The organism is Candidatus Methylomirabilota bacterium (assembly GCA_028870115.1).
Lineage (GTDB): Bacteria > Methylomirabilota > Methylomirabilia > Methylomirabilales > Methylomirabilaceae > Methylomirabilis.
Window position 1 is genome coordinate 21,701 of the sequence record JAGWQH010000021.1, and the last position, 14,506, is coordinate 36,206.

Sequence of the window (14,506 nt, forward strand, 5' to 3'; positions counted from 1 at the left end):
TTTACAGAACAGGCCCGGTGAAGGCATAAAAGACAAGAGCAAAATCCGTGAGTCGTAAGCCGAGAGTTGTTGTGGCGATGAGCGGCGGGGTTGACAGCGCCGTGGCCGCCGTCCTGCTCATAGAGCAAGGGTATGAGGTTGTCGGGATCAGTCTGAAGCTTTTAGCGCGCGACGCGGGGGACGGGTCGGAGCGGACCGACCGCTGCTGCTCCGTCAAGGATGCCGAGGACGCGAGACTTGTAGCCGCGCAACTCGGAATCCCCTATTACGTATTGAATTATGAGTCGCAATTTCATCGCGAGATCATCCAGGAGTTTACGGAGGGCTATATAACGGGCCTGACGCCGAATCCCTGCGTGCGCTGTAATGAGCTGGTAAAGTTCGGCTCTCTGCTCCGGCAAGCGGTTGGACTGGGGGCCGAGCGCCTGGCGACGGGGCATTATGCGCGAGTCGAACGGGAGTACGCGGGCGGTCGCTATCTACTGCGCCGCGGATTCGACGATGAGAGGGACCAGAGCTACTTCCTGTACAGTCTGACCCAGGCCCAATTGGCCCGAATCTGCTTACCCGTTGGTCAAATGACTAAGGATCAGGTCCGGGAACGGGCGGCGGCCCACGGTCTGAGGATCGCCGCCAAGGCCGACAGCCAGGATCTCTGCTTTGTCGGCCGGGATTACCGGACCTTCCTGCGGGAGCAGTGTGGGGACCGTCTGAGGCCGGGTCCGATTACAGACCGTGCCGGTCGGATCCTCGGAGAGCATGCGGGCCTGGCGCTTTATACCGTAGGCCAGCGCAACGGCTTGGGGCTGGCAGGCGGTCCCTTTTACGTGATCCGGCTTGACCCGAAGACCAACGCGGTCGTCGTGGGCAGACGGGAGGAGTTGCTACAGCCTGAATTCGTGGCCGACCAACTCAATCTTGTAGCGTGGGACCGCTTGACTGGGGAACGGCCTGTTCTGATGAAGGTTCGCTCCCGCCAGGCTGTGATGCCGGCGACCGTTTCTCCCCTCGGCGATGGCCGGATACGGGTCCGATGGCAGCACGCCCAGCCCGCTTCCGCGCCAGGCCAGGCGGCCGTGTTCTACGATGCCGCGGAGCCCGACCTGCTTGTGGGCGGCGCCACCGTCGCAGCAGATCCTGAGGCGCAGTGAGCAACGAAGGCGGTAGGTGCGTGCTGCCGTCTACCGCGCTGATTTGCAAACATGAGCATAGGACCCCATCGGCGGTCACATCGCGACATCGGATTGATCTGTGGAATCAACTTAAAGAGTCTCGCACGCGGCCCGACCAAAATCCGCTAAGCGTTTCGATCTTGATGCAGGTCGCAACTTGCACTGCCAAGGCCGTCAGTACGGCTGTTCAAAAAGGCTTGACAGTGATGGGGGTAACGTTATAGGCTTCGTTTTATAAAATTGACCGAGCCCACCTGACGGCTGAGCATAGCAGTTTTGCAGGGGAGGGTCTTCCGTGACCCCACGAGACCAAGCGAGGTCCCCCGCGCTCGTCGAACGCGCTTTTTGCGCCTGTTTTCAGGCCGCGAAAGGCGCGTTTGTGTTTTGGCCCTCGTGATCATCGCGGCACAGGCCCGATAGGAGACTGTGATATGCCAGGAGCATTCACCGTAATGAAGTCTCACGGAGCACGCCTGACACTCGTTGCCTTCCTCGCGGTGATAGTCCTTGGAACGTCTCACAGACCTGCGAACGCGCTCGCCTTTGACCCGATTCAGAACCTCTCAAACACCTCGACTGGCTCTCAGAACCCCCGCTTCGCGGTCAGTGGAGCGAACGTCTTTGTCGCGTGGGAGGAAGTCGTGGGGAGCAATGCGTACGGCAACCCCATCTACCAGGTCTTTTTCCGGCGCTCCACCGACACCGGCGTGACGTGGCAGCCTATGGTGCCGCTCGAAGATCCCTCGCCGTTCCCCCCCCAAGTCCGACTCGCGGCCAGCGGTGACACCGTCCTGGTGCTCTGGTTTCAAGTCGTCGACACGACGATCCCCTTGGTCTACCGCCGCTCCACCGATGCGGGCGTTACGTTCGGGCCGCTCCAGACCATCGATCCCACCAATGGGGGTAATGTCGAGGTCGCCTTCACCGGGTCGAACGCCTACGCTGCCTGGAACGAATGCTGCTCGCCTACGGAACTGGTGGCCTACAGCCGCTCCAGCGACGCGGGTGCCACGTTCAGCGCCCCGATCGTCGTCTCTGAGGTGGTGGCCCGGCGTGGCTGATGAGCAGCCGCAACTTGCGGTAAACGGCACCACTGTGGCCATCGTGTGGAAGCAGAACACCAACTCGAGCCCCATCGGCTGGACTATCAGCGTTCGAACCTCTACTGACGGAGGTGTGACGTTTGGCAGCATTGTGAACTTGTCGGCGCCTCTTGCTCAGCCCAACGGTGCATTGCCGCGGGTTGCCATCAGCGGAAGCAACGTGCACGTAGCCTGGCACGAGGGGACTGATTTCCTCTATCGCGCTTCAGCTGATAGCGGGTCCACCTTCGGCGCCATTCAGGCGCTCAATGGCACATCACCGGTCCCAAACGGTACCTCCGCCCTCGTCGCAAGCGGATCCAATGTCTACGCGGCCTTCCCCGTAGTCATTTCTCAAACGCCCACTGGGTGGGGCAACACATATGGCATGATCCTTCGTAGTTCCACTGACAACGGGACCACGTTTGCGGGTCCCGTCAACCTGACCAGCTTCACTCCATCGGGATCTGCTCAAGCCTGGCCTGCCATCGCTGCGGAGGGGTCAGAGATCGATGTGGCGTGGGAGGATCGCATCGACCCTCATAACGGCTGTATCAACGGCTGCATCATCTCCTTCCGCCACTCCTCAGATAGCGGCGCTACCTGGGATCCTCCCCTTGACCAGGACGCCACGACCGTCTCCGGATCCTCCCAGTCGGGGGCCATGCCTACGGTCGCTCTCGGTGATGCTGCCGTGTACGTTATCTGGTTTGACAACACCCTCGGCAATAATGAGATATTCTTCCGCCGTGCGGCCACGACTCCGACCAATCCACCGGCACTGTCCATCTCGCCCAGTTCCCTCGACTTCGGTGTCATCTTAGTCGGCACCTCTAAGGACCTCACCTTTACCGTCACGAACACCGGCGGCGGCACCTTAACTGGCAGTGCCAGCGCCAGCATTCCGTTCAGCATCGTTCCTCCGGATTCCTTCAGCCTGACCGCCGGACAAAGCCAGAACATCACCGTCCGCTTTAGCCCCACCTCCGCCGGAACCTTCACCAGTAACGTCAGCGTCACCAGCAATGGCGGTTCTGCCTCGCCGCAGGTGCAGGGCGTCGGGGCCTTACCGCACATCGACTCCCTCTCTGACCCAACTGGTACCCTCACCATCACGAGCAACCCTGTCGGCAGCCTCGTCAGCATTAAAGGCTCCTACTTCGACACGAATGCCACGAATCACGTGCAACTGTGCGCAACGACGCCTACTATCACCCACTGGGAAGACACGCTCATCGTCTTCGTCGTGCCCTCATTGGCGGCGGGCACCGTCTGCCAGCTTCAGGTGGTCGCGCCCGCCGGCTCCAGCAATGCCGTTTCCCTTACGGTCGTCGCCCCCCTGAGTATTTCCGGACTTATCAGGACCAGCGCCGGACGCGGGATCGCAGGCGTTCGCGTCTCGATCGCTGGCGATAAGGTTGGCATTGCCACGACCACCAGGACGGGGGCATATTCCCAGATCGGCCTTCCAAACGGCATCTTCACCCTCACGCCAGTCCTCAGCGGTTATGATTTCACCCCCTCCACACAGCAGGTTACGCTCAATGGGGCCAGTGCAGCTAACGTGAACTTTACCGGAACCCTCGAGGTTCCGGTCATCTCCAGTGTGAGCCCATCCACCGGTTCCACCGTTCAGACGGTGACCATCACGGGTACCGGCTTCGCCCAACAAGCCCCATCAGGGAACGCCGTCTTCTTCGGGTCGGCCAACGCTTCCATCACCTCCTGGAGTCCAACCCGGATTATTGTCAAGGCTCCGTCCGGCTCCGGATCTGTCCTCGTCACGGTTCAGACCGGGGTCGGCACCGATCACCAGCAAACCAGCAATGCCAAGGCGTTCAACTACACGGCCCCGCTGCCAACCAACGTCAACATTGTCCCCAGCGGCGACTTCCAGGCCCTCATCTTTCGCACCTTCCAGATTACCCAGCGCACTCGTTCCCAGGCCGTCGCCACCATCAGCATCCAGAACAACACGCAGACCTGGTACGTCGTCTATCCCGAGCCACCAATTCATGTCACTGCCGAGCCCCCGCTCCCCACGCAGCCATTCCTCATGAGTGCCCAACAGGAACTCCCGCTCGGCGAGGTCACTTTCACCAGGCCCAACCCCATGCAGATCGCCTTTGTCGCCGATAACAGTATCGACCTCACTACCTGCAATACGCCCACCGCCATGGCCACATCAGCCTGCGATCAAACTCGGTTTGTCCTCGCCGCGTTGGGCTGGGATCTCTTCTACCGTGTGATTACTGGCAACGCCCCCTTGCCCACTGACACCCCGTCTATCACTGGACTCCTCCTAGCGCTCGGGGCCCAAAACCCCCTGATCAATCTCGCTATCAACACTTACAACAAGGACTTGCTCGGCATCATTGAGCAACTTCAGGACGCCATCTACGACGATGCCGTGAAAGCAATCATCACGAAACTCAACCTTCCGACGGAACTCCCGGGTTGGTGGGACTTCTATTGGCGTGCAGGCTTCGCCTCGGAACTCCTTGTGGAAACCCTCATTTACCCACACACTGGGACCCTTACGTTCACCGGTCGATGAGACCCCTGAACGTCGTTCTACAGGAGCGGCACACAGACGCAGTTCACGCGTGTAACTCTGATGGCGACCGTGCTACTTTTTCTCGGCGGCCTCCAGCTCCGGATGCCTCTAACTGCCGAAGGCTTTGTTGAGGCCATCCCCAGCCTCATCATGTAGCTTGCGGCGCCTACGGTTGCACTAATTGGATTGATTGCCGACTCCGTAGCCAGCGTGTTCGCGTTCTGAGTGCTGCCGCATAGGATTTTCTCCTTGCTGCCGTGTGCAACGATGCATGTCCCGTACAGCGTGTCCGGCGTGCTCGTCGTCCGCCGGTCCTCGCCTCGGTTCAGTCCGCGGCCAAAAAAGGCTTGACAATTCATGACCCATCGGGCAGATACTGAAGCTGTTTCAAGCTTTGTGACCTGCCAGGCCCGATTGAGGGGATTTGGCAACGTTTTTGATGCCGACATGAATGGCCTGGAGCAGTGTGCCGGAGGCGCCTTGGTAAGCAAACCTTGGTCCGTGTTCCCAACGTGCCCGTAGCTCAGCATTGTTATTGAGCATAGCGGAAAGCGTGTAACGTGCTAGTGTAGTGCGTCATAAGTCCCTTTACAGTCCGTTCGTGGTGAGCTTGTCGAACCATGAACGGAAGTGGCCGAAATGCTTCACCCTTCGACAGGCTCAGGGCGAACGGTGAATGTAAAGAAGCGTTAGACGCACTACACTAGAGAAGGATTGCGCGATGAAGCTGCCGATTGTTTTGGAAGGCAACCAGCGGGAAGGGTACACGGCAACGTGTCCGGCGCTGCCAGGCTGTGTGAGCGAAGGCGAGACACGGCAAGAGGCTATTAAGAACGTCAGAGAGGCCATCAGGCTGTACCTGCGCGCAGTCACGCGGGAGCATATCCTGCTCAAGAAGGCGAAGGCAGCGAAAGAGGTGGAGGCGCTTGAGGTTGCCGTGTAATGCCGCGCCTTCCTCGGGTCTCCGGCAAGGAGGCCGTTCGAGCGCTTAAACGAGCCGGATTCGTGGTGTTCGATCAAGAAGGTAGTCATGTCTACCTACACCGCCGACTTGGCGACCGCTTTACGCATCGCGTAACCGTTCCCGTCCACGGTCAGCGAATTCTCAAGCCCAAGACCCTCAAATCGATCCTCAAGGCTGCCGGCCTGACCGCATCCGGGTTCACCGATCTCCTTCTTGGTAGCTGAGCTTATGGCGTACTCTTTGACCGCTATCTCGCGCCTGCTCCGTGCCGGGAGCGGCTGGGACCGGGGGAAAGATCGGGGCAAGGGGTAGGTGCACTTAGATGCGCGACACCCCAAAAAGCGGCCACGTTCGCGGCCAAAAAAGGCTTGACAAATCTGAATCAGTAGGGCAAGCTTGAGCGAGTTTTCACGATCTTCAGAGCTGCCAGATCCGGCTGGAGGGATCCGGCAGCGCTTTTTTGCCGGTGGTATGAACGAGCGGGAGCAGTTCGTCCGGGGTACGCTGGTAGGCGCGCTCGGCCTGGTCGTGGCCGGACTTGTCGGTTTTGGGCTGTTCGGGAAGTGGGATTGGGCCTTGGGCTTTGCCACCGGCGCTCTCGTCAGCCTGTTCAGCTTCAGGCTCATTGTTCAAACCGTCGTCCGTCTCACGGAGCGCCCGGCGCCTCGGTCGCGTGGTCAGCGGTACTGGTGGATCCGATCTATTCTTAGGCTCTTCGGAGTCGCCGTCATCGTCTTCTTCGTGATCGTCTACCTGCCGGTGAATCTGATCGGGATGGCGCTCGGCCTGCTGGCGGTTCAGCTTGGGATGGGCGGCTATTTCGTCGTTCGTTCGTCGTTTTCGCACAGTAGCAGTACCGGGATGGAGGATCAGCAGTCATGACGAAGGATCGCATCCGGCTTATCGCGGTAGTCGCCTGTTTCCTCGGCCTAGCCGCGCTTCTCGTGGCCTTCCCTGCGTGGGCTGCCGAAGAGGCCCATGGAGGGGAGCAGCCCGGGATCATCAACCTGAACAAGACGTTGCTCATTCAGGTTGTAAACTTTCTCATTCTGATCGCCGTACTGTACAAGTTCCTGTTCAAGCCGCTCACCCAGTTCCTGGCGACACGGGCCGACGGCATCAAGCGTTCTCTGGAGGAGGCGAAGGCAGCCAGAGAGGCTGCGGCCCAGACGCAGAAAGAGTACGAAGCACAGATTCTCGCCACCCGGCGGGAGGCGGCCGCGATGCGGGAGTCGGCGGTTCGTGAGGTGGAGGAAGAACGACAGCGACTGCTGAAAGCGTCGCGCGAAGAGGCCGCTCGTCTCGTAACAGAGGCCAAGGCGCAGATCGAACAGGAGGTCAAAAGGGCGAAGGTTGAGCTTCGCGAGGAGGTGGTGGGCCTCTCGCTGGGGGTCGCGGAGCGCGTTATTGCCCGTAGCCTCACGACCGATGATCACCGCCGCTTGGCGGAGCAGGTGATGGCCGAGATTGGGAGCGGTCGGTGAGGGCTGGCGGCCTTTCCAGGAGGTACGCTAAGGCGCTGGCGGACGTCGCCGCCGAGCAACAGGTGTTGGAGGCGGTCGGGCGCGATCTCCGCACGGTTGTAGAGACCATGAAACGAACTCGCGAGGTGGCTACCTTCTTTGCGAGTCCCGCCATCCCGCTACCTGATAAACGGCGCATCCTGCACACGATCGCGGAAGGGGTGGGTGTGAAGCCGCTCACCACGAACTTTCTGAATCTGATCCTGGAGAAACGGCGGCTCCCGCACCTCGGAGAGATTGCCCTCGCCTATGAGGAGCTGACCGATGAGCGGCTGGGTCGCGGGAAGGCCACGGTGACTTCGGCTGTACCGCTGTCCGAGCCGATCATTCATGGGCTGAAGGAGCGCCTGCGGACGGCGACGGGAAAGGAGATCTATCTGGAGACCCGAGTCGATCCCTCCATTGTGGGCGGGTTTGTCGCGCAGATCGGCAGCACCATCTATGATGGGTCCGTACGGACACAACTGAAAAAGGTGCGCGAATATCTGCTGAAGAGCGAGTATTGCTGATACTGAAAGGGTAGCGAAATGGCGCAGATCAAAGCGGAAGAGATCACCGAAATCATCAAGCAGCAACTGGCCGGGTACGAGGCGCTTGTGGATGTGGCGGAGATCGGTACCGTCATCGAGGCGGGCGACGGAATCGCTCGTATCTACGGCCTGGAAAAGGCGATGGCCGGCGAGCTCCTGGAGTTTCCGCACGACGTCTTCGGCATGGTGCTGAACCTTGAGGAGGATAACGTCGGCGCGGTCCTGTTGGGCGAGGCCGAGGCGATCAAAGAAGGTGATCTGGTCAAGCGGACGGGCCGGATCGCCTCCGTGCCGGTGGGCGAAGCGCTGGTAGGGAGGGTAGTGAACGCCCTGGGCCAGCCGATCGACGGCAAGGGACCGATCGACGCCAAAGAGCTTCGGCCCATTGAGCGGTTGGCCCCAGGGGTGGTGGACCGCCGACCGGTCAAGGAGGCGCTTCAGACCGGCATCAAGGCCATCGATGCGATGATCCCGATCGGCCGGGGACAGCGCGAGCTGATCATCGGCGACCGGCAGACCGGCAAGACCGCCGTCGCTATTGACGCGATCATCAACCAGAGGGGCAAGGACGTCTTCTGCGTCTACGTAGCCGTTGGTCAGAAGCGGTCCACTGTAGCCCAGGTGGTCAAGACGCTGGAAGAGGCCGGGGCTATGGCCTACACCATGGTTGTGGCGGCCACCGCCTCGGAGGCGGCGCCGCTCCAGTATATCGCCCCCTACGCCGGCTGCGCCATGGGCGAGTATTTCCGAGACTCTGGGCGTCACTCCCTTTGCATCTACGACGACCTGTCCAAGCATGCCCAGGCCTACCGCCAACTCTCGCTGCTGCTGCGTCGGCCGCCCGGCCGCGAGGCCTATCCGGGCGACGTCTTCTACCTGCACTCGCGCCTTCTGGAGCGGGGGGCCAAACTGAATGACGATCTGGGCGGAGGGTCGCTCACGGCGCTCCCGATCATCGAGACGCAGCTTGGCGATGTCTCGGCCTACATTCCGACCAACGTGATCTCGATCACCGACGGCCAGATCTATCTGGAAACCGATCTGTTCTTCGCCGGCATCCGCCCGGCCATCAACGTCGGCCTGTCGGTCTCCCGGGTCGGCGGCTCGGCCCAGATCAAGGCGATGCGGCAGGTGGCCGGTAAGCTTCGGCTGGACTTGGCGCAGTATCGGGAGATGGCAGCATTTGCCCAATTCGGGAGTGAACTGGACAAGGCGACCCAGGCTCAGCTCAATCGGGGCGCGCGAATGGTCGAGGTGCTGAAACAGGGACAGTATGTGCCCCTCGAGGTCGAACGACAGATCCTCATCATCTACGCGGGGACGGCCGGCCACCTGGACGAGCTTCCGGTTGATGCAGTCTTGCAATTCGAGGGGACGCTATACAACTCGGTTCAGGGACGGTATCCGGGTATCTTTCAGGAGATCAAGGAAAAGCGCGAGCTCAGTGATGCCCTCCGCGCCGAGATGGACCAGGCGATTACCGAGTGCAAGACGGAGTTTCTCGCTGCCCGAAAGGCGGCGTAAGGCAGGGGATAGGGTTTAGGGGAAAGCCGACAACGCAATGGCGACTTTACGCGACATTAAGCGGCGCATTACATCGGTCAAAAGCACACAGCAGATCACCAAGGCGATGAAGCTGGTGGCGGCAGCCAAGCTGCGTCGGGCCCAGGAGCGCATCCTGGAGGCGCGTCCCTATGCCTTCAAGATGCAGGAGGTGCTGGCCAGCCTGGCCCTGAGGGCCGACCCCCAGTATCATCCGCTGCTCTGTCGACGCGAAACCGGCAAAAAGATCATCGTCGTCATTGCTGCCGACAAGGGGCTGTGCGGCGGGTTTAACAGCAATATCATGCGCCGGTCGCTGGAGTTGCTCCGCACAACACCCGGCGAAACCACCGTCACGCTGGTCGTGGTCGGGCGCAAGACGCGCGATTTCTATCGGCGCCGTCCCTATACGATCCGGTCGGAACAGGTCGGCTTTTTCGATCGGTTGGCGTATGACCATGCGGCCGCGTTGGGCCGAGAGTTGGCGAACGCCTACGTGGCCGAGGAGGCGGACGAGATCCAGTTGGTCTATAATGAGTTTAAGTCGGTCGCGACGCAGCGGGTCGTGGTGGAGCGGCTGCTGCCCATTGAGCCGTTGCAAGCCCCTGAGGAGCTGGCTGCCATCGACTTCATTTACGAGCCGTCGCCGCAGGTGATCCTGGAGGGGCTGCTGCCCAAACATGTTGAGGTGCAGGTGTACAGGGCGCTCATGGAATCGTTGGCTGGTGAGTACGGCGCCCGGATGACCGCTATGGATGCGGCGAGCAAGAACGCCTCAGAGATGATCGACCTGCTGACGTTGCAGTTCAACAAGGCGCGGCAGGAACGAATCACCAAGGAGCTGCTCGAGGTTGTCGGTGGGGCCGAGGCGTTGCGGGCGGCTAAAGGATAGAGCGCGCACAGTGTCTAGCGTACGGAAAAGGTGAGGAGCAGGATCATGAACGCAGGGAAGATCGTACAGGTCATCGGACCTGTCGTCGATGTCGAGTTTGACCCGGGCAAACTGCCGGCCATTCACAACGCCCTCGAGGTCAAGGCCCAGCAGACCAAGGATATCTTTTCCTACAGTGAACGGCTGATTGTGGAGGTGGCCCAACACCTGGGAGAGAGCCGGATTCGAGCCATCGCCCTCTCCTCCACCGACGGGCTTGTCCGGGGGATGGAGGTCGTTGACACCGGCGCGCCGATCACCATTCCCGTGGGCCGGGCTGCCCTCGGTCGGATCATGAACGTGATCGGGGAGCCGGTGGATAAGCAGGGGCCGATAGACGCCAAGACGCACTACCCGATTCACCGCCCCGCCCCAGCCTTCGACGAACAGGCGACCAAGGTCGAGATCCTGGAGACCGGCATCAAGGTCATCGATCTGCTGGAACCGTATACCAAGGGCGGCAAGACCGGCCTCTTCGGCGGCGCCGGGGTCGGCAAGACCGTCGTCATTATGGAGCTGATCCGCAACATCGCCATGGAGCATGGCGGCCTCTCGGTCTTTGCGGGGGTGGGCGAGCGGACTCGCGAGGGAAACGACCTGTGGCTGGAGATGAAGGAGTCGGGGGTTATTGAGAAAACCGCCCTGATTTACGGCCAGATGACCGAGCCGCCCGGATCGCGGCTGCGAGTGGCACTGACCGGGCTGACCGTTGCCGAATACTTCAGAGACGAGGAGAAACAGGACGTCCTGCTGTTCGTCGATAATATCTTCCGCTTTACGCAGGCCGGCTCCGAGGTCTCGGCGCTGCTTGGCCGGATGCCATCGGCCGTCGGCTATCAACCGACGCTGGGGACAGAGATGGGCGAGCTGCAGGAGCGGATCACCTCGACCAAGACCGGCTCCATTACCTCGGTGCAAGCCATCTACGTACCGGCCGACGACATCACCGACCCGGCTCCGGCCGCAGCCTTTGCCCACCTGGACGCGACGACGGTCCTTTCCCGGCAGCTTACCGAGCTGGGGATCTACCCTGCGGTCGATCCGCTGGCCTCCACCTCCCGGATTCTCGACCCCCGCGTCGTGGGTGAAGAGCACTACTCTGCGGCCAGGTCAATCCAGAAGATCCTGCAGCGCTACAAGGACCTCCAGGACATCATCGCCATCCTGGGGATGGACGAGCTGTCCGAGGACGACAAGTTGGTGGTGGCGCGGGCGAGAAAGGTTCAGCGATTCCTGTCCCAACCCTTCTTCGTGGCGGAGCAGTTCACGGGTCAGCCCGGCCGCTACGTCAAACTGAAAGACTCGATCCAGGGATTCAAGGAGCTGATTGAGGGGAAGGCGGACGATCTGCCGGAGCAGGCCTTCTACATGGTCGGGACCCTCGATGAGGCCCGGGAGAAGGCCGAAAAGCTCGCGGGGCACAAGTAATCCTGTTGCAAGGGGCGCCGTAACGTCATGGCAGAGCAACACAGTCAAACGTTCATGCTCGAGGTGGTCACGCCTCAGCGGCTGATCATCAGCGAGGAGGTTGAAGAGCTGATGGCGCCCGGACAGGAGGGATATTTCGGCGTCTGGCCCGGCCACACCCCCTTTATGACGACGCTGAAGATCGGGGAGCTATCCTATACGCGGGGGCGGAAGGAGCGGTTTCTGGCCGTCGACTGGGGGTACGCCGAGGTTCGCCCCGACAAGGTAATCGTCCTGGTGGAGTCGGCGGAGCGACCGGAGGAGATCGACCTGGCCAGGGCTGAACAGGCGAAGCTTAGGGCTGAGGAACGGCTACGTGGCTTCGGGGACGAAACCATCGATCATGCCAGGGCCCAGGCCGCCCTTGAGCGGGCGCTTGCCAGAATGGCGGTCGCGGCCAAGGGGCGGCCATCGTAAGGGAATCGGAATGATTATCGTCATGAAAACAGGCGCTCACGAGAGCCAGGTCCGAGACGTCATTCGGCGGATCGAGGAGCTCGGATATCAGGCCCATATCATCGAGGGGACGCAGCGGACGGTCATCGGGGCCGTGGGGGATGAGCGGGGTAAAGATCGCCTGCAATCACTGGAAGTGATGCCGGGAGTAGACACTGTCGTTCCGATCCTGCAGCCGTTCAAACTGGCGAGCCGAGAGGTAAAGGGCGGCAAGAGTATCGTCCGGGTGGGGGATCTGGAGATCGGCGGACCGGCGGTCGTGGTCATGGCCGGCCCCTGCTCGGTAGAGAGCGAGGCGCAGATGCTGCAGACCGCCCAGGCCGTCAAGGCGGCCGGGGCTACGGTCCTCCGGGGAGGGGCGTTCAAGCCGCGCACCTCGCCCTACGCCTTTCAAGGCCTGGCCGAGGAGGGGCTCAAGTACTTGGATGTCGCGAGGGCGGCGACTGGCCTGAAGATCATCACCGAGGTCGTCAACCCCATGGACGTGGAGCTGGTGGCGGCGTATGCCGATATTCTGCAGATCGGCGCCCGCAACGTCCAGAACTTTGCGCTGCTGAAGCGGGCCGGCGAGGTCGGTAAGCCGGTTCTGCTCAAGCGGGGGATGGCGACCACCATTAAGGAATTCTTGATGGCGGCTGAGTATATCCTGTCCGAAGGCAATTACAATGTCGCCCTCTGCGAGCGCGGGATTCGGACCTTCGAAACCGCTACCCGCTTTACCTTGGATCTGAGCGCGGTCCCCGTCCTCAATAAGCTGACCCACCTGCCGGTCATCATAGACCCCAGCCACGGCACGGGCCACTGGGAGTATGTGGCGCCGATGGCCAAGGCGTCGGTCGCCTGTGGGGCCGACGGGCTCTTGATTGAGGTCCATCCCAATCCTGAAGTGGCCCAATCCGACGGGCTGCAATCGCTCAAGCTCAACAAATTCCAGCAGCTCATGGACGAACTGCGCCCCATCGCCCTAGCCGTCGGCCGCCGGATCTAATCTCGCATCGCCGACATACCTGCCTGCTCCCTCTGACCTTACCCTTGACATCCAGGCAACTCTCGCATTAGCATCTGACTACGTGCGGCGAAGGAGCGTGCGGAAGACTTCTGACTATGCCAACCGCGTTACGAATCGACGCTTATCGTTTCTACTTTTACTCGTACGATTGCGGTGAGCCACAACATATGCATGTGGACCGGGAGAATCGGAGCGCCAAATTCTGGCTTGATCCCGACGTAGCATTGGCCGACAATCGTGGCTATAGCCGCAAGGAGCTACGCGACATTGAGCGCATGATCCGTGAGAATCTGGAGGTCTTGAAGAATGAATGGGATGCATTCTGCGGCGGTGACACCCGCATTGGCTAGAGTCGTAAACGTCATAATGACGGACGACACGCTGGCCCTAGATCTCGAGGACGGGCGGACCATCTCGATTCCCATCGGCTGGTATCCACGTTTGGCGCATGGTACGCCGGCTGAACGCGCTCATTTTCAAATCAGCGGCGCTGGCTACGGGGTCCACTGGCCGGATCTGGACGAAGATATTGGTGTCGAGGGATTGTTGCTTGGCAAGAAGTCGACAGAAAGTCCCGCCTCGTTCGAGCGATGGCTGCAGCGGCGGAAAGAACGGCCGCAGCGCGCCACCGCCTAACTACCGCCCCCCGCTTCGCTTTTGAACCCCCGGTCAACCGAGCATTAGCGCCCGATTTGTGCTCGCCTGTAGCGGTGCCTTCCTGACAACCTTGACAACTCCTTAGAAACCAAAGAGAATTGCCGCATTCTTGGAAGCCTGAGGATCGGGATATGCTGACCAGCGCACTCAGTGGTTAGCCTGACAACAGGAGGAGGGCGTCGTGGCCGTAGGGAAGCCGTTCCGGAACTTGGCTGGGTTCTGGAAGCGCATCGAGTACTGGATCATCGGGCGGATGCTCAAGGAGGGGATGGATGTCTATGTCCCCCTTGTAGACGATCATGCTGTCGATGCCATCATTCGTCGACGCGACGGATCGATCGCGATGGTGCAGAACAAGGCCCGGTCCCGCGACGTTATAGAGGACGACGCGGCCCTCTTCGCGGCGATAGAGCATGAACCAAGACAGGACTCTGGTTCGTGTTCTATTCTGAGCGGATGGAGCTCACTTGGCTTCTCAACCGGAATATTGCAGTTGAACTCATATCTTAGCCTCTGTCACCGGAACTGCATTGCAGTTGGCGTCCTTCGGGAGCAGGCGCGAGAGATGTGCGAGGAAGGTCGCCTGCCACGGTCTGGCGCGCGAGAGCCGGAGCAT

16 protein-coding genes are annotated in these 14,506 nt (G+C 60.9%); all 16 read left to right on the plus strand.

Annotated features, from left to right (window positions below; all coding sequences use genetic code 11):
• Window positions 1–47: 47 nt before the first annotated feature.
• Window positions 48–1,151, plus strand: a complete 1,104-nt coding sequence (gene mnmA, locus KGL31_01540) for a tRNA 2-thiouridine(34) synthase MnmA (protein ID MDE2320588.1) — start codon at window positions 48–50, stop codon at window positions 1,149–1,151.
• Window positions 1,152–1,624: 473 nt separating this feature from the next.
• A complete protein-coding gene (locus KGL31_01545; GenBank protein MDE2320589.1) occupies window positions 1,625–2,233 on the plus strand; it encodes a hypothetical protein in 609 nt (202 codons plus the stop codon).
• A complete protein-coding gene (locus tag KGL31_01550; GenBank protein MDE2320590.1) occupies window positions 2,226–4,811 on the plus strand; it encodes an IPT/TIG domain-containing protein in 2,586 nt (861 codons plus the stop codon). The genes KGL31_01545 and KGL31_01550 overlap by 8 nt, the downstream gene beginning before the upstream one ends.
• A 721-nt stretch (window positions 4,812–5,532) precedes the next feature.
• A complete protein-coding gene (locus tag KGL31_01555; GenBank protein MDE2320591.1) occupies window positions 5,533–5,754 on the plus strand; it encodes a type II toxin-antitoxin system HicB family antitoxin in 222 nt (73 codons plus the stop codon).
• Window positions 5,754–5,999 carry a type II toxin-antitoxin system HicA family toxin gene (locus KGL31_01560; GenBank protein MDE2320592.1) on the plus strand — a complete coding sequence of 82 codons (246 nt, stop codon included), beginning with the start codon at window positions 5,754–5,756 and terminating at the stop codon, window positions 5,997–5,999. Before KGL31_01555 ends, KGL31_01560 begins: the two co-directional genes overlap by 1 nt.
• 172 nt (window positions 6,000–6,171) lie before the next feature.
• Complete coding sequence (locus KGL31_01565) at window positions 6,172–6,657, plus strand: ATP synthase subunit I (GenBank protein ID MDE2320593.1); 486 nt, start codon at window positions 6,172–6,174, stop codon at window positions 6,655–6,657.
• Complete coding sequence (gene atpF, locus KGL31_01570; GenBank protein MDE2320594.1) at window positions 6,654–7,259, plus strand: F0F1 ATP synthase subunit B; 606 nt, start codon at window positions 6,654–6,656, stop codon at window positions 7,257–7,259. Before KGL31_01565 ends, atpF begins: the two co-directional genes overlap by 4 nt.
• Window positions 7,256–7,807, plus strand: a complete 552-nt coding sequence (atpH, locus tag KGL31_01575; GenBank protein MDE2320595.1) for an ATP synthase F1 subunit delta — start codon at window positions 7,256–7,258, stop codon at window positions 7,805–7,807. The genes atpF and atpH overlap by 4 nt, the downstream gene beginning before the upstream one ends.
• An 18-nt stretch (window positions 7,808–7,825) precedes the next feature.
• Complete coding sequence (atpA, locus tag KGL31_01580; protein MDE2320596.1) at window positions 7,826–9,352, plus strand: F0F1 ATP synthase subunit alpha; 1,527 nt, start codon at window positions 7,826–7,828, stop codon at window positions 9,350–9,352.
• Window positions 9,353–9,389: 37 nt separating this feature from the next.
• Window positions 9,390–10,262 carry an ATP synthase F1 subunit gamma gene (gene atpG, locus KGL31_01585; protein MDE2320597.1) on the plus strand — a complete coding sequence of 291 codons (873 nt, stop codon included), beginning with the start codon at window positions 9,390–9,392 and terminating at the stop codon, window positions 10,260–10,262.
• A 45-nt stretch (window positions 10,263–10,307) separates the two neighbouring features.
• A complete protein-coding gene (gene atpD / locus KGL31_01590; GenBank protein MDE2320598.1) occupies window positions 10,308–11,729 on the plus strand; it encodes a F0F1 ATP synthase subunit beta in 1,422 nt (473 codons plus the stop codon).
• A 27-nt stretch (window positions 11,730–11,756) separates the two neighbouring features.
• Complete coding sequence (locus KGL31_01595) at window positions 11,757–12,185, plus strand: F0F1 ATP synthase subunit epsilon (protein ID MDE2320599.1); 429 nt, start codon at window positions 11,757–11,759, stop codon at window positions 12,183–12,185.
• 10 nt (window positions 12,186–12,195) lie between these two features.
• Complete coding sequence (gene aroF, locus KGL31_01600) at window positions 12,196–13,212, plus strand: 3-deoxy-7-phosphoheptulonate synthase (protein MDE2320600.1); 1,017 nt, start codon at window positions 12,196–12,198, stop codon at window positions 13,210–13,212.
• Window positions 13,213–13,328: 116 nt separating this feature from the next.
• Entirely contained in the window at window positions 13,329–13,583 is a 255-nt protein-coding gene (locus KGL31_01605) for a DUF4160 domain-containing protein (protein ID MDE2320601.1), read from the plus strand.
• Window positions 13,549–13,869 carry a DUF2442 domain-containing protein gene (locus KGL31_01610; protein MDE2320602.1) on the plus strand — a complete coding sequence of 107 codons (321 nt, stop codon included), beginning with the start codon at window positions 13,549–13,551 and terminating at the stop codon, window positions 13,867–13,869. The genes KGL31_01605 and KGL31_01610 overlap by 35 nt, the downstream gene beginning before the upstream one ends.
• A 202-nt stretch (window positions 13,870–14,071) precedes the next feature.
• Window positions 14,072–14,506, plus strand: a 435-nt coding sequence (locus tag KGL31_01615) for a hypothetical protein (GenBank protein ID MDE2320603.1), incomplete at its 3' end; no start/stop codon positions are given.